Source organism: Streptomyces sp. NPDC127084, assembly GCF_042724175.1.
Lineage (GTDB): Bacteria > Actinomycetota > Actinomycetes > Streptomycetales > Streptomycetaceae > Streptomyces.
In genome coordinates, this window is record NZ_JBHXFA010000135.1 from 1 (window position 1) to 19,542 (window position 19,542).

General features: G+C 72.2%; 13 protein-coding genes. 6 read left to right on the forward strand and 7 right to left on the reverse strand.

Annotated features, from left to right (window positions below; translation table 11 throughout):
• From ACFWI9_RS26120 to ACFWI9_RS26135, 4 genes are all read right to left on the reverse strand, one after another.
• Nucleotides 1-498: YncE family protein (locus ACFWI9_RS26120; protein WP_387165497.1), on the reverse strand; the 498-nt coding region annotated here is incomplete at its 3' end.
• Nucleotides 499-824: 326 nt separating this feature from the next.
• A complete protein-coding gene (locus ACFWI9_RS26125; RefSeq protein WP_387165499.1) occupies nucleotides 825-4,193 on the reverse strand; it encodes an AAA family ATPase in 3,369 nt (1,122 codons plus the stop codon).
• On the reverse strand, nucleotides 4,190-5,356 hold the full coding sequence (locus ACFWI9_RS26130; protein ID WP_387165501.1) for an exonuclease SbcCD subunit D: 1,167 nt from the start codon (nucleotides 5,354-5,356) through the stop codon (nucleotides 4,190-4,192). The genes ACFWI9_RS26125 and ACFWI9_RS26130 overlap by 4 nt, the downstream gene beginning before the upstream one ends.
• Before the next feature lie 182 nt (nucleotides 5,357-5,538).
• Nucleotides 5,539-6,165 carry a YigZ family protein gene (locus ACFWI9_RS26135; protein ID WP_387165503.1) on the reverse strand — a complete coding sequence of 209 codons (627 nt, stop codon included), beginning with the start codon at nucleotides 6,163-6,165 and terminating at the stop codon, nucleotides 5,539-5,541.
• Between the two features lie 113 nt (nucleotides 6,166-6,278).
• Between ACFWI9_RS26135 and ACFWI9_RS26140 the strand changes: the two genes are divergently transcribed.
• Nucleotides 6,279-6,686, forward strand: coding sequence for a CoA-binding protein (locus ACFWI9_RS26140; protein ID WP_387165505.1), 408 nt, complete (start codon nucleotides 6,279-6,281; stop codon nucleotides 6,684-6,686).
• A 37-nt stretch (nucleotides 6,687-6,723) separates the two neighbouring features.
• Here the strand turns inward: ACFWI9_RS26140 and ACFWI9_RS26145 are convergent, their stop codons facing one another.
• A complete protein-coding gene (locus tag ACFWI9_RS26145; protein WP_387165507.1) occupies nucleotides 6,724-7,296 on the reverse strand; it encodes a helix-turn-helix domain-containing protein in 573 nt (190 codons plus the stop codon).
• Nucleotides 7,297-7,391: 95 nt separating this feature from the next.
• On the opposite strand from ACFWI9_RS26145, the gene ACFWI9_RS26150 reads away from it, so the two are divergent.
• Nucleotides 7,392-8,258 (forward strand): EamA family transporter, encoded by an 867-nt coding sequence (locus tag ACFWI9_RS26150; protein WP_387165509.1) that lies wholly within the window; start codon nucleotides 7,392-7,394, stop codon nucleotides 8,256-8,258.
• 18 nt (nucleotides 8,259-8,276) lie between these two features.
• Here the strand turns inward: ACFWI9_RS26150 and ACFWI9_RS26155 are convergent, their stop codons facing one another.
• Complete coding sequence (locus ACFWI9_RS26155; protein WP_387165511.1) at nucleotides 8,277-9,098, reverse strand: acyltransferase; 822 nt, start codon at nucleotides 9,096-9,098, stop codon at nucleotides 8,277-8,279.
• Nucleotides 9,099-9,209: 111 nt separating this feature from the next.
• Here ACFWI9_RS26155 and ACFWI9_RS26160 point away from each other — a divergent pair, with 111 nt between their 5' ends.
• Nucleotides 9,210-10,433: an aromatic acid exporter family protein gene (locus ACFWI9_RS26160; protein WP_387165513.1), complete on the forward strand. Its 1,224-nt coding sequence runs from the start codon at nucleotides 9,210-9,212 to the stop codon at nucleotides 10,431-10,433.
• A 39-nt stretch (nucleotides 10,434-10,472) separates the two neighbouring features.
• On the opposite strand, the gene ACFWI9_RS26165 is transcribed toward ACFWI9_RS26160, so the two are convergent.
• Complete coding sequence (locus ACFWI9_RS26165) at nucleotides 10,473-12,845, reverse strand: SpoIIE family protein phosphatase (RefSeq protein ID WP_387165515.1); 2,373 nt, start codon at nucleotides 12,843-12,845, stop codon at nucleotides 10,473-10,475.
• A gap of 536 nt (nucleotides 12,846-13,381) precedes the next feature.
• On the opposite strand from ACFWI9_RS26165, the gene ACFWI9_RS26170 reads away from it, so the two are divergent.
• Genes ACFWI9_RS26170 through ACFWI9_RS26180 form a run of 3 tightly spaced genes read left to right on the forward strand, consistent with a single transcriptional unit; the run spans nucleotide 13,382 to nucleotide 19,216 of the window.
• Nucleotides 13,382-14,368 carry a hypothetical protein gene (locus ACFWI9_RS26170; protein WP_387165517.1) on the forward strand — a complete coding sequence of 329 codons (987 nt, stop codon included), beginning with the start codon at nucleotides 13,382-13,384 and terminating at the stop codon, nucleotides 14,366-14,368.
• A 52-nt stretch (nucleotides 14,369-14,420) separates the two neighbouring features.
• The gene (locus tag ACFWI9_RS26175; protein ID WP_387165519.1) at nucleotides 14,421-16,268 is read left to right on the forward strand and encodes an HSP90 family protein; all 1,848 of its coding nucleotides are present in this window, start codon (nucleotides 14,421-14,423) and stop codon (nucleotides 16,266-16,268) included.
• Nucleotides 16,269-16,270: 2 nt separating this feature from the next.
• Nucleotides 16,271-19,216 (forward strand): hypothetical protein, encoded by a 2,946-nt coding sequence (locus ACFWI9_RS26180; RefSeq protein WP_387165521.1) that lies wholly within the window; start codon nucleotides 16,271-16,273, stop codon nucleotides 19,214-19,216.
• Nucleotides 19,217-19,542 lie beyond the last annotated feature (326 nt).

Here is a 19,542-nt window from a genome sequence, read left to right on the forward strand (position 1 = left end):
GTTCGTCGCCGTGTCGACCACCGAGACCGCGTCGGCGGCGCTGCTGAGGTAGACGCGGGTACCGTCCGGAGACACCGCCACCCCGAACGGGTCGTCGCCGACCGGGACCGTGGCCACGATCGTGTCGGTGGCGGTGTCGAGCACCGACACCGAGTCGTCGAAGAAGTTGGCGACGTAGAGGCGGGTGCCGTCCGGAGACACCGCCACCCCGCGCGGGCCGTCGCCGGCCGGGATGGTGGCGACCACGGTCTGGGTAGCGGTGTCGATCACCGACAAGGTGTCGTCGTCTTGGTTGGCGACGTAGGCGTAGGTGCCGGGCGGCACGGCATGAGCCGGCTGCGAAGCCACCACGGGCAGGGCCAGGCCGGCCACCAGCACCAGACCGGCCACCAGCGATCGCAGCAGCCCGCCCCACCCTCTTCGGCGTACCCCGCGATCCGGCGGGACCGACGGCGGGTGAGCCTCCCCCGGTTCCAACACGGCTTGACGGACAGTCACAGGAATCCTCCTGACTGGACCTTATGTGAGCAGAACGGTACGGATTATGACATTCAGTCAATTCGGTACGCCGGTGCCGCGCGCCTGTACCAGGCACGGGCCGGGCATTACGCCTGGACACTCGCGTACACCATCGAGACACCACCGGCCCGGCACCGCGGGTGCGCAAGACGGACCGGAGCCGGAGGCGGGCACACAAGCGCGTCACGGCGCATACGCCGACCCCGTATCGCGCGCCACCACGCCCGACCGGCGCGTGACGGGCCGCAGGTCTGATCCGTTGACCAGCAGCGTCGCCTACTCGTCCACGCTGCCCAGGCGGCCGGTCAGCCCCTCAGCGGCGCCGTGCGCAACCGCATCCGGGAGCCGTGCCGTTCCTTGAGCACTTCCAGCTGAACCGGCACACGGCGGCGCAGATCGGCGACATGGCTGACGATCCCCACGCTGCGGTCGCGCTCGCGCAGCGAGTCAAGGACGTCGAGTACCTCGTCGAGCGTCTGCTCGTCCAGGCTGCCGAAACCCTCGTCGATGAAAAGGGTGTCCAGGCGTACACCACCGGCCTCGTCGGTCACCACATCGGCGAGACCGAGCGCGAGGGCCAGTGAGGCGAAGAACGTCTCTCCTCCGGAGAGGGTGGCGGTGTCCCGCTCCCGGCCGGTCCAGGCGTCGACCACGTGCAGACCGAGACCGGCGCGCTTGCCACCGGCCCGGGCGTCGGAGTGGACCAGGGAGTAGCGCCCCGCGGACATCCGTTGCAGCCGGGCACTGGCCGCGGCGGCGACCTGTTCGAGGCGGGCGGCGAGTACGTACGACTCCAGTCGCATCCGGCGCTCGTTCTCGGCGGAAGTGCCCGTGGCGAGACCGGCCAGGCGGGCGAGACGGTCGTACTCCTTCCGCAGCGGTCCGAGGCGGCGTACTTCGGCGGCGGTCTGCCCGGAGAGCCGGTCGAGCTCCGCAACACGCTCCCCGGCCGCCGAGCGCGTCGACGCCGCTTCACGCAGGGCCCGCTCGGCGGCGGCGTGCTCCCGCTGCGCGCCCTCCAGATCCGCCGGCGGGCGTTCGGCTGCGGCCTGACACCCGGCCTCGGCGAGCCGGTCGGCGACCGCGGCCGCCTCGCGCTGCCACACGTCGAGCCGCCGCTGGAGCTCGTGCTGCTCGGCGTCGCCCAGCAGCGCGGAAGCGGCTTCGACGGGCGTGCGGTACCCGGCACGGTACGCGGCGTCGGACAGCCGGTCGTCCGCCGCCTTCAGCCGCTGCGCCGTGTCCTCGGCGACCCGCGCCGCCTCGGCGGCAGCGGCGAGCAGCCCGATCCGCCGCTCCAGCACTGCCGCCCGCTCGGTGACGCTTCCCGCGCCCGCGGTGGCGCGTCCCACCTCCGCGTCCAACGCGCCCAGTTCACGGTCGAGAGCATCACGCCGTGACATCCGCGACGCGGCTCGCCGCTCCGTCTCCTGACGCTCGGCAAGCCTGCCCGCATGCTCCCGCTCGGCCCTGTCCAGCGCTTCGCGCGCGTCATGGGTGCCCATCGCCAGCAGATGCGCCTCGCGGTGCTCGCGCTCAAGCCGCGCGACGGTACCGGCCAACTCGCTCACGTCGGGCTCGGGTTCGCTCAGACCGTCAAGCCCGGTCGCGACCGCGATCGCGGCAATGGTCCGGGGGTCGGTGACGGCCCCGGAGCAGGTCACGGTCACGGCGTCCGTCCGGGTGCCGGCATCCGTCCCGGTGCCGGCCCCGCCACCGATCACAGTCCCCGTGTCGGTCCCGGGCCCGGCGTCGGCCCCAGTCTGCTCGGGCCGTCGCATGCCGGGAACCGTCCCGGACGCCGCGCGCTCAACGCCCCGCTCCCCGTCCCCTGCCGCGGTCGGCACGGCCGAGAGCCCAGGGGTGCTCTCCGCTCCGGCCGCGCCCTCCGTGCCGACCGAGCCGGATCGCGCCCACGCCACCGGCACTGGTGCCAGCTCACGGACCGTGCGGCGCGCTGCCGCCAGGGACTCGCGGGCGACCGCGAGTTCGCGTTCCGTATGGGCGCGCTTCACGTCAGCCGTCGTATACGCCTCGTATGCCTCGTCCTCGTGCGCGCGGTCGACGGACTGCTCCTCGGCGCGGGCCGGGGCGGGATGGTCCGGTGAGCCGCAGACCGCGCAGGGCGTTCCCCGGCTCAGCCCGGACGCCAGTTCGGCCGCCATTCCGCGCAGGCGTCGTTCCTTCATGTCCAGCCAGAGCTCGCGTGCCCCGCCGGCGTGGTCGCGGGCGGCGCGGAGGGCGGCTTCGAGGGCGCCTGCGCGGTCGGCGAGCCGGTCGCGCTCGCGGCCGGCGGTCTCCCGGCGGCGGGCCCGGTCGAGCCGGCCTGCGAGGTGCTCGGCGCGGGTGGCCGCGTCCCGCGCGGTGTCGACACGGCTCTGGAGGCCGCCGCGAAGCGCTTCCCACCCGGCGAGCCAGGTGTCCGCCTCACGCAGGAGTTCCTCGTCGGCTCGGGACTGCCGGTCCGACTCGGTACGCTCGCGACGGAGTTCGGCGCCGCGGGCTTCGGCGCGCCGGGCCGCGTCAAGGCCACCGAGTTCCTGGCGCAGCTCGCGCTCCAGCTCGGCGAGTCGTTCGCCGCCCGCGTCGGCGAACGAGTCGGGCAGCGAGCCCCGCAACCGCTCCCACTCACCGTCCGCCGACCGGTGCTCCCGCTCGGCGTCGTCCCGCAGACGCAGTGCCGGGCTGACGAGTTCCGCCTTGCGTGCCCCGTCGAGCATGGCCTTGGCCCGGTCCCGCTCGGGCTCCGCCGCCTTCAGTTCGGCGAGCCGCCCGCGGGTCTCCGCATACCGGCCCTGGAGCCTTGCCAGCTCGCGCGCGTCGTCCAGCGCGCGGCCTGCCTCGTCCCGGCGGCTCTCCGCGGCGTTAAGCGCGCACGCGGCGATATCGCGGGACTCCCGCGCGTCCGCACGGGCCACGGCCGCCCAGTCCAGGACGGACGCGGCGAGGCCGGGGTCTCCCGGGCGGCCGTCGGGGGCGGACCAGTCCCGCCCCGCGCCGCCCGCCGCCTGCACCATCCGGTGAGCGATGGCCAGCAGCCGCTCGTCGCCCTCGCGTACCTGGTGCTCCGCCTCGCGTCGCAGCTCCGCGAGCCGCTCTTCGACGGCGGCGAAGCGCCGGGTGTCGAAGAGCCGTCCGAGGAGTCTGCCGCGCGCCTCCGCGTCGGCCCGCAGAAAGCGTGCGAAGTCACCCTGCGGCAGCAGGACGACTTGGCAGAACTGCTCCCTGCTCATTCCGATGAGTTGGGTGATCTCCTCGCCGATCTCCTGGTGGGAGCGGCTGAGTGCCTTCCACTCACCCCGCTCGGGGTCGTACTCCCGCAGCCCGCTCTGGGCCTTCTCGGTGGTGAAACCGGTGCCCTTCTTCTTGGGACGGGGCTGCGCGGGCCGCCGGGTGATCTCCAGTCGGCGCCCGGCCACGGTCAGTTCCAGGCACACCTCGGTGGACGTGCCGGGTACGGCGTGATCACTGCGCAGCGACATACCGGGGTTCTGCCGCTCGCCCGGTACCGATCCGTAGAGCGCGTAGCAGACGGCGTCGAGTACGGAGGTCTTGCCGGCGCCGGTCGGGCCGTGCAGCAGGAAGAGTCCCGCCGCGCTGAGCGTGTCGAAGTCGACCTCCTGCCGGTCGCCGAAAGGACCGAAGGCGGTCAGAGCCAGTCGGTGCAGCCTCACCCGGTCACCTCGCGCAACGCCGAGTCGACCCGTACGTCGTCGAAGGCACGGCGCAGCACCGCTCGTTCCGCTTCGTCGGGCCCGGCTCCGCCGCGCACATGGGCGACGAAGTCCTCGGCGATCTGCTGGTCGTCGCGGTCACGCAGCCGCTGCCCGTAGCTGCCGCTCGGCGTGTCATCGACGCGTTCTGGCGCGAACACCAGGTTGAGGATGTGCGGGAACCGTTCGGCGAGCCTGGCCATGGGGTCGCCGGGGCGCACGGGATCGGTGAGCGTCGCCTCGGTCCAGGACTCCTCATGGCGGGCCAGCGCCGGGTCCTCCAGGAGTTCCTCCAGCCGTCCGCTGATCCGTGCCAGCGGGCGGGGTACGGGGCAGTCGACGCGCTCGGCGGTGATACCGCCGCCGGGTCCGAGATCGACCAGCCACATGGTCTTGCGGTGGGCGGTCTCGGAGAACGAGTACGCGAGTGGTGAACCCGAGTAACGCACGCGTTCGCTGATGGTCTGGCAGCCGTGCAGATGTCCGAGCGCGGTGTAGTCGACGCCCGCGAACACCCCCGCGGGCACGGCGGCCACCCCGCCCACGGTGATGTCCCGCTCACTGTCGCTCGCCAGTCCGCCGACCACGAAGGCGTGTGCGAGTACGACACTGCGGGTGCCGTCGGGGCGCTGGGCGAGGTCGGCCCGTACCAGCCGCATAGCGGCGTCGAGCACCGCCTCGTGTCCGGATTCGGCTGCCCGCAGCTCGTCCCGTACCAGGGAGGGTTCCAGGTAGGGCAGTCCGTAGAAGGCGACATCACCGTGCGCGTCGGTGAGCACGACCGGGGTGCCGCAGTGCGCCGGTGAGGTGCGCAGATGGATACCGGCTCGTTCCATCAGCCCGGCGCCGACACCGAGACGCCGCGCCGAGTCGTGGTTGCCGGAGATCATCAGCGTCGGTACACCGGCGTCCGCCAGCCGGTGCAGTACGTCGTCGAAGAGCTCCACCGCCGGGAGGGGCGGTACGGCCCGGTCGTACACGTCCCCCGCCACCAGGACCACATCGACGTCACACTCCCGGACCGTCGCGACCAGGTGGTCGAGGAAAGCCGCCTGAGCGTCCAGCAGGCCCACACGGTGGAAGGACCGCCCCAGATGCCAGTCCGACGTGTGCAGAATCCTCACTCGACCGCCCCGACCCGCATGTTTCCGTTCCTCATCCGCCCGTAGTCACGGGCCCCCACGATCGGCAGCGACCACGCTACCGCCCTGACGCCGCCGGCGGGCCCGGCACTCCCGGGTGCCGGCCGCGACTCCGGCCGGGCGCCCGCGTGGCGGGGTCCGCCCCGGCACCCGGGTCGGATCCCTCACACCGGGCCGTAGGCCTCCCCGCCGAGCACCAGCTCCGCCGTGCCCGCGGTGCTGTCCGCGAGCCATGCCCGGAAGGTGTCCACATCGGCGTCCGGCAGTCCGATCTCGATGGCCACCGACTCGCCGTAGCGCACTTCCCGTACCGGACGCCCGGCTGCCCGCAGGTCGTTCTCCAGCCTGCCCGCCCGCTGGTGGCCGACGGTGACGGTGGCGAGCCGGAAGCGCCGCCGGGTGACGGTGCCCAGGGCATCGAGGGCCTCGCCGACCGCGCCGCCGTACGCACGGATCAGCCCGCCGGCGCCGAGCTTCACGCCGCCGTAGTAGCGGGTGACGACGGCCACGGCGTAGCGGACTTCCCGTCGCGTCAGCATCTGGAGCATCGGCACGCCCGCCGTGCCGCCGGGCTCCCCGTCATCGCTTGCCTTCTGGACGGCGGCGTCGGCGCCGATGACGTAGGCGAAGCAGTTGTGGGTCGCGGCGGGGTGCTCCCTGCGTACGCGTGCGATGAAGTCCTGGGCCTCCTGCTCGGTCGCGGCGGGCGCGAGCGCGCAGATGAAGCGCGATCGGTTGATCTCGGTCTCGTGCACGCCTTCACGGGCGACCGTCCGGTACTGCTCCTGCATCCGTCCACCCTATGCGGCACCGCTGACAGCGAGTGCGATCGGGGAAGGCCGGGCAGCAGGGGAATCCGGGGCGGACGGGGAATGGGCCGTGCCGCACACCGGTTGTGACCGGCATGTACGCAGACGCAGAGACGATCCGCAAGATCCTGACCGGCTCCGGGGACACCTGGGCCGTGGTCGGCCTTTCCGGCAACGAGTCACGCGCCGCCTACGGCGTCGCCCGGGTGCTCCAGCGCTTCGGCAAGCGTGTCGTGCCGGTGCACCCAAAGGCGGAGACGGTGCACGGGGAGCGGGGTTACGCCTCGCTCGACGAGATCCCGTTCCCCGTCGACGTCGTGGATGTGTTCGTCAACAGCCGACTGGCCGGTGCCGTCGCTGACGAGGCGGTCGCCAAGGGCGCGAAGGCGGTGTGGTTCCAGCTCGGCGTTATCGACGAGGAAGCGTACGGGAGGACGCGGGACGCCGGTCTGGAGATGGTGATGGACCGCTGTCCCGCGATCGAGATCCCGCGTCTGGGCTGACGGCGTCCCCTGCGCGGTCTCACCGGCAGCTTCGGTCTCAGCGGGCGGGAGGCACGGCGACGGTCATGGTCATCTCGACCGTGTCCGTGCCCTCGTTCCGGTAGGTGTGCGGCACATTGGCCTCGAAGCTCGCCGAAGTGCCGGCCGGTACGGCGTACGGCTTGCCGTCGACGACGAGGGTGAGTGTCCCAGCGGTGACATGGAGCAGTTCGACCGTGCCGCTCGGATGCGGATCGGACGCGCTCTCATCGCCGGGGACGAGTGTCCATGCCCACATCTCCAGCGGCCCCCGGGCCTCGGTCCCCACCAGCAGGGTGGTGGAGCTGCCCGCCGGGGTCGACCACATCCGGATCGCCTGCTCCGGCGGGACCAGGCTGACGTGTGGGCCCTGCTCGTAGTCGAGCAGGGTGGTGATGCTGACCCCGAGGGCGTCGGCGAGCTTCACCGTGGTGCCGACACTCGGGTTGGTACGTGCCTGCTCGATCTGGATGATCATGCCCCGGCTGACGCCGGAGCGAGCGGCGAGGGCGTCGAGGGTGAAGCCTCGCTCGCCGCGCCAGCGCTTCAGGTTGCGGGCGAGCGACTGCGTCAGCTGGTCGAGGTCCGACACATTCCATCCAATATATTGATTGGCAGAGTCCAACAGACTGAACTACGCTGGGCTGCACCCCATCGTTCATCACACTGTACTGCGAGGCGCCACCCGTGACTGCGATCTTCGCCTTGGCCACCAGCCTGATGTGGGGCCTGGCCGACTTCGGCGGCGGTCTGCTGACCCGTCGTATCCCCGCGCTCACCGTCGTCGTGGTCTCCCAGACCATCGCGGTGGGCGTGCTCGGGGCGCTCGTGCTCGCCACCGGGGGCCTCCACGAGGCGGGGCCTGAGCTGTGGTACGCGGTGGCGGCAGGTGTCGTCGGCCCCGTCGCGATGCTCAGCTTCTATCGTGCCCTGGCGCTCGGCCCGATGGGTGTGGTGTCGCCGCTGGGCTCGATCGGAGTCGTCGTACCGGTCTCGGTGGGGCTGCTGCTCGGGGACCGGCCGGGCCTGGCGCAGTTCGCGGGCATCGGCGTGGCCGTGGTGGGCATCCTGCTGGCCGGCGGGCCTGAGCTGCGCGGGGCGCCGGTGCAGCGGCAGGCGATCCTGCTGACCCTGCTCGCGGCCTTCGGTTTCGGCGCGGTGATGGCGTTGATCTCAGAGGCGTCGACCACGCTCACCGGGCTCTTCCTCGCCCTGTTCGTCCAACGGGTCACCAATGTGGCCGTCGGCGGTGCGGCGTTGTACGTGTCGGTCAGGCGCGGCGGCCGGGCCCTGCCCGCAGAGGGCGGCTGGGAGGCCATCCGAGCCTCGCTGCCCGCCCTCGCCTTCGTCGGACTCGCGGATGTCGCCGCCAACGGCACCTACTCGATCGCCGCGCAACACGGTCCCGTCACCGTGGCCGCCGTACTCGCCTCGCTCTACCCGGTGGTCACGGCGCTGGCCGCGCGGGGCGTGCTCAAGGAACGGCTGCGCGCCGTGCAGGCAGCCGGCGCCGGACTCGCCCTCATCGGCACCGTGCTGCTCGCGAGCGGATGATCCACGGCGGGGGCGGCGTCACCGGGAAGACGGGCCGTCAGCCTCGTCCGGCTTGCGGTCCAGCGTGAGGTCCGGCGTGAGGTCCGATGTGAGCTCCGCCTCCATCTGAAGGTCCAACTCCGCGAGCGCCCGCAGATCGTCCGGGGTCACGCCCTCCGGGATCGGCATCGGCGCCGGAGTCCGCAGCGGCGGCTGCCAGCCGCGCTCGGCGTCCCAGCGGCGCACCACCTTGGCGGGCGCCCCGGCCACCACCGCGTGGTCCGGCACCTCGCCACGGACCACGGCACCCGCCGCGACCACCACATTGCGCCCGATGCGCGCCCCCGGCAGGATCACCGCGCCGGTGCCCAGCCAGCAGCCGGGGCCGATCTCGACGGGGTCGGTACGGGGCCACTGCTTGCCCACCGGCTGATGCGGATCGTCGTAGCTGTGGTTGGTCGAGGTGATGTAGACGTAGGGCCCGCAGTAGGTGTCCGAGCCGATGGACACCCGGGTGTCGGCGATGACATGGCTGCCACGGCCGAGGACCACACCGTTGCCCAGGGTGAGGATCGGGTCGGGTCCGAGGTCGAGATCCGGCATCATGCCGGCGGTCAGGGTGACCTGCTCGCCGATGATGCAGTAGTCCCCCAGCTCGATCCACGGCTCACCGAAGACCGTGCCCTGCGGAAACGCCAGCCGGGTGCCCTCCCCGATCCTGCGGAAGCGCAGCCGCCCGGGGCTCTCCGCGGTCACCGCGCCCACCCGCTGCACCCAGCGCCAACCGCTCTGCACGGCGTTCGCCAGGACTCGGCGGCGCCAGGCGGCGAGCGATGAGAACGTGTTTCGGTTCTTGGGCACCCGGACACCGTAGTCGGCGGTGAGCTGACCAGTCGGAACAGCGGCCTGTGATCTTCGCCCCACGGCCGCGCCGCCCCGCGTACGACGCCCGCGCACGGCAGTCTTGGTGGGGTGTCGGAAGCCACGGAGCCACTGCGCCAGTTCGTACGGCGCCATCGTGAACCGGCCGTCGTCCAAACGGTGCGGTCGACCGCCGCGGCGGTCATCTCCTACGTCGTCGCCCTGCAACTCAGCAGTGAGGCGTTGCCGCTCACCGCGCCGCTGACCGCGCTTCTCGTCGTGCAAGTCACCCTGTACTCGACACTCACCACCGGGATCCGGCGGGTGAACGCGGTCGTCGCCGGCGTGCTCATCGCCATCGGGTTCAGCGCGTTGGTGGGGCTGACGTGGTGGAGCCTCGGCCTGGTGATCCTGGCCTCCCTGGTGATCGGGCGGTTCGTCAAGGTCGGCGAGTTCGTGCCCGAGGTGGCGATCAGCGCCATGCTCGTGCTGGGCGTGACCCAGGTGACGGCGACGGCCTGGGACCGCGTCCTCGAGACCTTGATCGGCGCGGTCGTAGGCCTGGCGTTCAACGTTCTGTTCGTCCCGCCTGTCTGGGTGAATGACGCGAGCCAGGCCATCGACGGGCTCGCCTCCCGGATACGGGACCTGCTGACGCATCTGTCCGAGCAACTCGGCGAGCACACCCCCGTGGAGCAAGCGGCGGCCCGGCTGCACGAGGCCCGGCGCCTCGACCACGACATCTCCCATGTGGACGCGGCGCTGCGCCAGGCGGAGGACAGCCTGCGCCTCAACCCCCGGGTGAAGGAGCCGCTGCTCTCCCGTCTGGTGCTTCGCACCGGCCTCGACGCGCTGGAGATCTGTGCGGTGATCCTGCGGGTGTCCTGCCGTACGCTCACCGATCTCGCCAAGACGCAGCCGTCGGGCACACTCTTCCCGCCGCCCGTCACGGCTGCCCTCCAGGAGCTCTACAGCCACCTCTCCACGGCCATCGCGGACTTCGTCGTCCTGATCACCACGCAGGTCGCCGAGAACGCGGAGGAGGCGGAGGAACGCCTCGCCGCCGAGCTGGCCGCGGGGCGGCGGTGCCGGGAGCAGGTCGCCTTGCTGCTGCTGGGCATCCGGGCCGAGACCGCGCACTGGCAGCTCCATGGCGCGCTGCTCGCCGAAGCCGACCGGATCCTGGACGAGCTGGACGTGGAGAAGCGTAGTGAGCGGCTGATCGAGGAGCTCGACCGGCATTCGCGGAGCCGGTCGGCGGGCCACCAGTGGCTGTCCGATCTCAAGCGCCGGGTGCGGGGCAGTGTGCGGCGCGGCGGTGGAGAGCTCCAGTAGTGCTTCGTCAGGTTCCGAGTCTTGGGTTCCGTTCAGATGTCAGGAGACGGCCAGCTCGGCCCAGATCGTCTTCCCGGACGAGGTGTAGCGGGTGCCCCAGCGCTGGGACATCTGGGCGACGAGGAACAGGCCGCGGCCGCCCTCGTCGTCCCGGCGCGCTCGCCGCAGGTGCGGTGCGGTGTGCGCGCTGTCGGAGACCTCGCACAGCAGGCAGCGATCCCTGATCAACCTCAGCCCGACCGGGCCGGTGGCGTGCCGGATGCCGTTGGTGACGAGCTCGCTGACCACGAGTTCGGCGGTGAACGAGAGCTCGGACAGGCCCCAGGTCCTCAGCTGGCGTTCGGTGAGCGTTCGCGCGTGGGCCACCATCGCCGGATCGGACGGCAGCTCCAGGTCCGCCACCTGTCCGGCGTCGAGCCGCCGGGTGCGGACGAGCAGCAGCGTGGCGTCGTCCACCTGCGGCCCGGGTGGCAGGGCCGACAGCGCCCGGTCGCACAGTTCCTCCAGCGGGCACCGCTGCCAGGTGAGCACCTCGGCGAGGCGGTCGATTCCGCTGTCGATGTCCTGGCCCCGGTCCTCCACGACTCCGTCGGTGAAGAGGGCCAGCACGCTGCCGTCGGGCAGGTCCAGCTCGACGTTCTCGTACGGGAGGACGCCCACCCCCAGAGGCGGTCCCGGAGTCAGCGCGGACATGGCCACCGAGCCGTTCGCATCGGCGACTATCGGCGGGGGATGGCCGGCGCTGGCCCAGACGCACCGGCCGCTGACCGGGTCGTAGATCGCGTACAGGCAGGTCACCACCATCGCCCCACCGCTCAGCCCGTCATCAGCATCGGGCTCCGATTCCTGCGCGACCAGGTCGTCCAGCCGGGTGAGCAGCTCGGCAGGGTCCAAGTCCAGCAGCGCGAGGGTCCGTACGGTGGCGCGCAGTCGACCCATGGTCGCTGCGGCATGCATACCGTGGCCCACCACGTCGCCTACGGTGAGTCCCACTCTGGCCCCGGACAGCGGGATCACGTCGAACCAGTCACCGCCCACGCCCACGCGGCTGTCGGCAGGCAGGTACCGGTACGCGACGTCGACCGCGCTCTGTCGAGGCATATGCCGTGGCAGCAGGCTTCGCTGCAGTACCAGGGCTGCCGCATGCTGGCTGGTGTACTGGCGGGCGTTGTCGATGCCGACGGCGGCCCGCTCGGCCAGCTCCATGGCCAGGGTCTGCTCCTCGGGGCCGAAGGGGTCGGGGTTGCTGTCGCGCCGGAAGGTGGCAAGGCCCAGGACGGCCTCGCGGGTGAGCAGGGGGACGAAAAGGCTTGAGCGCGAGGCGGCCGCCCCCGCCTCACCCGGTGGCCCGGAAGGAGAGTCGCCGACGACACAGCGGCCGGTGGCAAGGCTCAGGGCCTGCGGTGACGAGGGTGGGTAGGAGACGGGGCTGGTCCGGAACGCCTCCGGAGTCCGGCCGTGCATCCGCAGCAGTCCGTGCCCCGGTGCCGAGCGCGTCGGCGGCTGCCGTCCGTCGATGACCGCCGGATGCAGATCCACCAGTACTTCATCGGCGAGCTGCGGCACCGCCACATCGGCGAGTTCCGCAGCCGTACGACGCACGTCCAGCGAGGCGCCGACCCGCTTTCCGGCTCGCACCAGGAGCGACAGCCGTTCCTGGGCGCGGTAGCGGTCGGTGATGTCCAGGGACTCCTCGAACAGCCCCAGCGGCTCCCCTCGGGCGTCCAGCAGCCGGTGGTACGAGCAGGACCAGACGTGCTCGCGCACCGGGTCGGCGGGGGCGCGCCCGCGGTAGTGCGTGCCGATGACCGGTTCCCCGGTCGTGAGCACGTGATGCATCACCTGGTCCTCGTCCGGGGGGTGGTGGCGGGAGATGAATTCGCCTTCCGGGAAGAGATCCGCGGCCGACCGGCCGGTGTACTGGGCGATCCCCCCGAGCTCCTGATCGGTGCAGATGTTCCCCCAGACGACGCGCATGTCCGTATCGAAGATCGTCAAGCCCACGGGAGACTCGGTCGCCAGGCCCTGGAGCATCGCCAACTGCGCCTCCCAGCTGCGGAGCTCCTCCAGTTCGGCGGCCGCCACGACGGTCGCGGCACCGCTCCGGTGCGACAGCGGGCTGAACGTCACGGCCGCGCGCACCGTATGCCCGTCCCGGTGGCATAGGTCCAGGACGGTGCTGCGGGGCTGGTGCGCGTTGCAGAGGGCGGAACGGCGCTGGCCGGAGGTGGTCGCCAGCAGTCGGGCGGCCGACTGGCCGAGTGCCTCGTCGGGAGAATGCCCGAGGAGGCGCTGGGCAGCGGCTCCCCACCCGACGATGCGGCCTTGGGCGTCCAGCACCACGGTGGCGGCCTTGGAGGGGTCCAGGGGGCTGTGGAAGTCGACGTTCGCCGCATTCGGAAAACGATCCATGGCACCGCTTCCCTTCGTGCTCCCCCAGCATCCCGTGCCGCAAGACGGACGACAACCGCACGCGTGGGCCCCACCCTGATCACACTGGGTGATCGTCGAACACTGCCCGGATGCGGTGCAAGCCGCGCGTACGAGTCCGCTGCGCCGTGTCCCCCGGACGGGCTCTGCGGACGGCCGTTCGCCCGCTCCTGGGAACGGCTCCGCCACGGGCTGACCACCGCTCGTCCCGGGCCGCGGAGCACGGCACCCTGCCCATCGCGCCGCCCGCCCAGACCACGGTGCCCCTGGCATCGGGCTCAGCCGTACCCTGCGCCGTGTCGCCCACCCGTCCACCCGTCCACACGCTCGGCAACCCGAGGCCACAACAGCTCGACCACGAGCCGGAGTCGCAGATGTGTCGGCGAGGAGCGGGAGGCGCGAGAGGACGGGACCCGCGCCGGGCACGTGAAGCGCCGGTGAAAACCCTGTGGAAGCGGTGTCGGTAGCACTGTTTATGCTGCACCGGACGATCACGCGGGACCAGGGGAGGGCACGGCATGTTCGGCAAGCTGTTCGCTAGGGGTGCGGAAAGACAGGTGGCGGATCCGCACGCCCTTCCCGTCCCGCGCAGGCAGAAGAACGGGACGTACACACTGCGCGCGCTCGGGGACGCGCGGGTGCTCGCGCTGGTGGAGGCCGCCGACGCGGGTGACTGGGAGGCGGTCAAGACGGCGCTGGCCCCCTTCGATCTCGGCCGCGACCACCAGATCCTGGGTGAGCTGGCCGACTTGGACAGCGTGCAGGACTGGATCGGCCGGGCCATCGAGGAGGACAAGGAGCACCGGGCAACCGCCCTGCTGATATCCGGGGCGCGCCACATCATCTGGGGCTGGGAGGCCCGCACCGCCGCGCGAGCCGTGAACGTCACGCAGGAGCAGTGGCGTGTCTTCCACGAGCGGCTCCACATCGCCGAGGAGCAGTTGCTCGAAGCCGCCGAGTTGCGCCCGGACTGGGTCACGCCCTGGCGCCGCCTCCTCACCTCCGGCCGTGGCATGTCGCTGGGCCCCGCCGTCAACGAGACCCGGCGCGACGCCGCCCTGCGCCGCGCCCCGCTCGACCTGGAGACCCACCTGGAATGGCTGTCGCAGTTGCAGCCCCGCTGGGGCGGCGAGCCCGGCGAGGCCCTGGCGTTCGCCCGCGACGCGTTCGCCCGCGCCCCTCAGGGGCACCGGCTCGGCTGCGTGATCGCCATGGCGCACATCGAGGACTGGGTGGAGTCGGACAGCGAGGATTGCCTCAAGTCCCCCGAGATCCAGCAGGAGTTGCGGGACGCCGCCGACCACAGCATCCTCCATCCCGCCTATGTGTGGCGTCCGGGCTGGCAGCACGACTTCAACATGTTCGCCATGGCCCTGTCGCTGGCCGGTGAGCGCCACACGGTCCGGCGCGTCTTCCAGACGCTCGACGGCGCCTACACCAGCTGGCCCTGGACCTACCTCGGGGAGCCCGAGAAGCAGTTCGCCCGCCACCACCGCCGCGCCTGAGCGCACGCCGGCCCTGCCCCCGCCCGCCAAGCCTCCTACTCCGGACTCCCTGATGACTCTGCCCGACACCGCCGCGAACGCGGCCGGCGCCGACCGCACCTTCCAGGTGGATCTGCGCGGCCTCGTCGACCTCCTCTCCCACCACCTCTACTCCAGCCCCCGCGTCTACCTGCGTGAACTCCTGCAGAACGCCGTGGACGCGCTGACCGCCCGGTACGGCTCCGAACCCGCCGCACCCGCCGGCTCCTTCGGCATCCGCCTGTACGCCGACGGTTCGGTGGTGCGCGTCGAGGACGACGGCGTCGGTCTCACCGAGGCCGACGTGCACACCTTCCTCGCCACCATCGGCCGCAGCAGCAAGCGCGCCGAGCGTATCGCCGAGCAACGCGGCGACTTCATCGGCCAGTTCGGCATCGGCCTGCTCTCCTGCTTCCTGGTCGCGGATGAGATCCATGTCCTGAGCCGCTCTGCCCGCACCCCCGACGCACCCGCCGTCGAGTGGCGGGGACGCGGCGACGGCAGCTATGCGGTCCGCACGCTGCCCGCCACCGCCCGCCCCCGTCCCGGCACCACTGTCACGCTGACGCCGCGCATCGACGCGGGCGAGTGGACCCGTCCGGCCCAGGTGCACGCGCTGGCACGGCACTTCGGCTCCCTGTTGCGCCACCCGGTGACCTTCGACGACGGCACGGGCGGCCCGGGCGCCTCCGTCAACCCCGAGCCCGCCCCCTGGGCACGTACGTACCCCACACCGGGAGCCCGTTCCCGCGCGCTGGCCGCGTACGGCGCGGAGGTCTTCGGGTTCACGCCGCTTGACACCATCGAACTGGATCTTCCGGCCGTGGGTCTGAAGGGCATCGCGTGCGTGCTGCCCGAGGCGGTGCCGGCCGGGCGCCGCCATGGCCACCGAGTGCATGTCAAGGGCATGCTGCTGTCCGAACAGGCCGAGGAGATCCTGCCCGAGTGGGCGTTCTTCGTCCGCTGCGTCATCGACGCCGAGAGCCTGCGGCCGACGGCGTCCCGCGAGTCCCTGTACGAGGACGACACCCTCGCCGCCGTCCGTGACGCGCTCGCCGAGCGCCTGCGCGCCTGGATCGCCCGGGCCGCCGCCAGCGACCCGGACCTGCTTGGCCGCTTCCTCCAGGCCCACCACCTGGCCGTGAAGTCGCTCGCGGTGCACGACGACGAGATCCTGCGGATGCTGCTGCCCTGGCTGCCGTTCGAGACCACCGACGGGCACACCACCCTCGACGAGTTCGCGCGCACCCACCGCACCGTGCTCGTGACGTCGAGCGTGGAGGAGTTCCGGCAGGTCGCCGCGATCGCCTCGGCCGCCGGGCTCGGCGTCGTCAACGGCGGTTACACCTACGACCGCGAACTGGTCCACCGGCTGCCCGAGATCAGGACCGACGCCACCGTCGCAGACCTCGACCCCGAGACCCTCACCGCCCACCTCGACCCCGTCGACCGGGAGACGGAACTCGCCGCCGCCGCATACCTGGCCCAGGCCCGGGACGCCCTCGCCGTCTTCGACTGCGACGTCGCACTGCGCACCTTCCAGCCGGCCTCTGCTCCCGCCCTACTCGTCGACAGCCGCGAGGCCCGGCACGAGCGCACCCGCTCCCAACTCGCCCGTGAGCAGGACGGCGGCCTGTGGGGCGGCATCCTCGGCGCGCTGCGCCAGGAGGCCCCGCGGGCCCAGCTGATCCTCAACCAGCTCAACCCGCTGGTCCGCACCGCCGTCGCCATCGACGAGCCCGAGCTGGCCCGTACCAGCGCAGAAGCCCTCTACGGGCAGGCCGCGATGCTGTCGCGGCGCCCGCTCAGACCGGCCGAGTCGAGCCTCATCAACCGCTCCTTCCTCGACCTTCTCGCCCACGCCCTCCGCAAGGACAGCTGACGATGCCCACCGCACCCCATCCCCAGAGCACAGACGAGCTGCACCAGGCGCTCCGGGAGAACGACCAGCGCCCCTACGGCCGCACCCGCACCGTCATCGCCGAGGAACTCGTCGACGCAGCCGAGCAGTTCGCGGAGCCCGTCCCGCTCGTCCACGCCCTCCTCGAACTCCAAAAGGCATACACCTACGGTTCCGAACCCCGGAAGTCGCCCGTCGTCTTCGCCCGCCTGCTCACACTCTTCGACGAGCAGCCCGACGTCTTCGACGAGCGCCTGCGCCACATGCTGTTCTGGCGGTTCAAGTGGGTGTCCAACGCCCTGCGCGCACTGCCCGAGATACCGCTGGCCAGCCTGCGCCAGTGGATGACGGAGATGCGTGACCGCTACGAGAAGGCCGGCCTCGGCCTCCAGCCCTACTACGGACAGGCGTACCAACTCGCCGCCCACATCGGCGAGGACACCGCCCTCGCCTACGAGCTGTGGGCGGGCCGCAGCCGCACCCGGCTCAGTGACTGCGAAGCCTGCGAGACCTGCGAGCGCGCCCTGTACCACCTCACCGCAGGGGACGACGAACGGGCGCTGCGCGCCTGGGAACCCGTCCTCGCCGGTAAGGAGTCCTGCCAGGAGGAGCCGGCCCGCTCCCTGTCGTACGCACTGCTGCCCCTGTTGCGCACCGGCCGCACCGACCGCGCGCGCGAACTGCACCTCGCCGGCTACCGCGGCTGCCGCCGCAACCCCTCGATGTCCGGGGAGGTCGGCAGGCACGTGGAGTTCTGCGCTCTGACCGGCAACGAGGCACGCGGCCTGGAACTGCTCGCCGAGAACCGGAACCTGTTCGACGAGGTCGAATCGCCGCTGGACCAGCTCGACTTCCTCACCGGCGTGGAAGTCCTCCTCCAGCGCGTCGAATTCCTCGGCCACGGCGAACTGCCCGCCGCCGGGTACGCGGGCCGCAACTGGACGGTGGCCGGCCTGCGCACCGAGGTGCGGAGCCGTGCCGGCGAACTCGCCGGCCGCTTCGACGCCCGCAACGGAACCACGACCCACACCGACCGCCGCGGGGCCCGCCTCGACCGCGCTCCGCTGCTGGAGTCGCTGGAACTGACCCTGCGCACCCGCAGCCTCGACGACGTGGCCCCGCTCGCCGAGCCCGCAGCCGCCGCGCCCGCCGCCCGTACGGCCGCCGCCGTCCCCGAATCGCTGCCCGCACTCATCCTCCAGGCGAGGACGTTGCAGGAGCAGGGGCACCCGGACGCACAGGCCTGCTGGGCGCGACTGCGTACGCTCGTCGCCGCCCGTGACTACGCCCACCCCGACGACCCAGCGGTGGGCCCCCTTGTACGGCTGCGCGCGGACCTGCTGGCCGAGGAGGCGATCCGGACGGGCGAGAAGGACGAGTTCGCCGACGCCACCGCCCTCCACGAGGAGGCCGCCGGCCTGTACGACGACGCCGGAGCGGCGGGCCACGCGGCCGTCGCCCGCGCCCGCGCTCTGCTCGCGACCGCCGAGATCCCCGTGCCGGGCGCCGACGGAACCGAGGCGAAGTCCGCCGCGCTTGCCGCCGCCCACGCGTCCATGGTCCGGCTGCACGAGGGGACGCCGGACCTCGCCCCGTACCAGGAGGCCAACCTGCTGCGGCTGCGGGCGACCGCGCTCGGCATGCGCCTGCAGACATCGGGCAGCGAGGAGCACGCCGCACCGGTCCTCGCCGAGATCGACCTGCTGCACTCGTTCGCCACCCGGCACGACATCGCCGTACAGATCTCCGGCTCCCTGATGCTGCGGGTCAGCACCCACGCCATCGTCGGCGACCTGCCCACCGCGGTCACCGAGGTCGACGCGCTCATCGACCGGCTGAAGGCACACGGCCCCGCCTGGCACCTGCCCCGCACGCTCGGCCTTCGCGGCCGGCTCCAGTTCGGCCTCAGGGACGCCCAGGCCGCCTACACGGACCTCGCCGAGGGCCTGCGACTGGCCGCCGACTGGCCGGCCGACGCGGTCGACACCAGCCGCCTCCACGGCGATCTGGCCGAGGCCTGCATGCACCTGGGTCGCCCCGACGAGGCGCTGCGGCATCTGACGCGCTCGGCGGAGGTGGACCTTCGCCGCGGCAGCCGCACGGACGCGTTCTGTACCTACAGCAACGCGGCACAGCTCAGCCTCGACCTGGGCCGCGTCGAGGACTGCATCGCTCTGCTCGACTCCCTGCTGGCCGAACCGGACGTCGCCGCCGGCGAGTTGGATGACCGGCTGGTGGCCCAGCTGCGCCTGATCCGCGCCCGCGCGCTGCGCGCGGGCGAGGACCTCAAGGCCGCCACGGTGGAGTTCGCCACCCTCGCGGCCGAGTCGGCCGACTGGGACGACGACCCGGGGAGCCACGTCATGATCGCCGCGGAGACGGCCGTACTCCTCGGCGAGTCCGGCGAGTTCGGCCGGGCCCGCGAGGCGGCGGACCAGGCGATCGCCGCACACACCCGGGCTCCACGCTACGAGCAGCTCAGCGGCTGCCTGCGCGAACTCGCCCGCCTCCAGGCCCAGCAGCAGGGCGCCGACGGTCTGGCCGACGCCCGCGCCTTCCTCGCCGACGCGGGCCGGATCGCCGACCAGGCCCGCGCCGCCGAGTACGAGGCCCACGACCGTTCCCTGGACTCGGCCCTGGCCTACGAACACGGGCGGGTCAACGCCTACGCCGGCGCGTACGAGGACGCGCTCGCCGCCTTGGAGAAGGCCCTCGCCCTGCTCGGCGAGCCGGGGCCGGAGGACGACCGCGCGGGTGAATGGGCCGAGTGCGTCCGCCTCGCGGGCGCCGTGGAAGGCATCTACTTGGAACGCCCCGCCCCCGCCCTCACCCGCCTCGACGCGGCGGTCTCCCGTCTGACCGCCTTGGGCCACACCGAGGAGACCGAGCCGCTGACCTCACTGGCGGCCCGGCTGCGCGACGAGGAGTGACGCGACGGTGCCGGGGCGACAGCCCGCTCCGGCACCGGCCCACCAGGTTCCCGGCAGAGCGAGACCCCCTGTCAACAGCCTGATCCAAGACTCCATACGGCCGGACCTGCCCCGGCGGTGCCGGTCAGGGACGAGGTCCTGTCCAGGTGATCTCTGAGGTTCAGCCCGCGGCGTCGGCTACGGAGCGTCGCGGCGTTGTCGGAGTCGCCCGCGTACGGCCGGAGCCCACCGCGAGAACAGCGGGCGCCCCCGCAGGGGGGGGGGGGCGCTCTACAAAGAAACCCGCACAGCAGTGCTTGAGTGTAGGACCGCCCCCCCCCACCACG

What these genes read in the sequence shown, in the direction of transcription:
- ACFWI9_RS26135 (WP_387165503.1), bottom strand. Translation starts at nt 6,165, where the DNA reads ATGCAGGAGCAGTACCGGACGGTCGCCCGTGAAGGCGTGCACGAGACC.
- ACFWI9_RS26140 (WP_387165505.1), top strand. Translation starts at nt 6,279, where the DNA reads ATGTACGCAGACGCAGAGACGATCCGCAAGATCCTGACCGGCTCCGGG.
- ACFWI9_RS26165 (WP_387165515.1), bottom strand. Translation starts at nt 12,845, where the DNA reads ATGGATCGTTTTCCGAATGCGGCGAACGTCGACTTCCACAGCCCCCTG.
- ACFWI9_RS26170 (WP_387165517.1), top strand. Translation starts at nt 13,382, where the DNA reads ATGTTCGGCAAGCTGTTCGCTAGGGGTGCGGAAAGACAGGTGGCGGAT.
- ACFWI9_RS26175 (WP_387165519.1), top strand. Translation starts at nt 14,421, where the DNA reads ATGACTCTGCCCGACACCGCCGCGAACGCGGCCGGCGCCGACCGCACC.
- ACFWI9_RS26180 (WP_387165521.1), top strand. Translation starts at nt 16,271, where the DNA reads ATGCCCACCGCACCCCATCCCCAGAGCACAGACGAGCTGCACCAGGCG.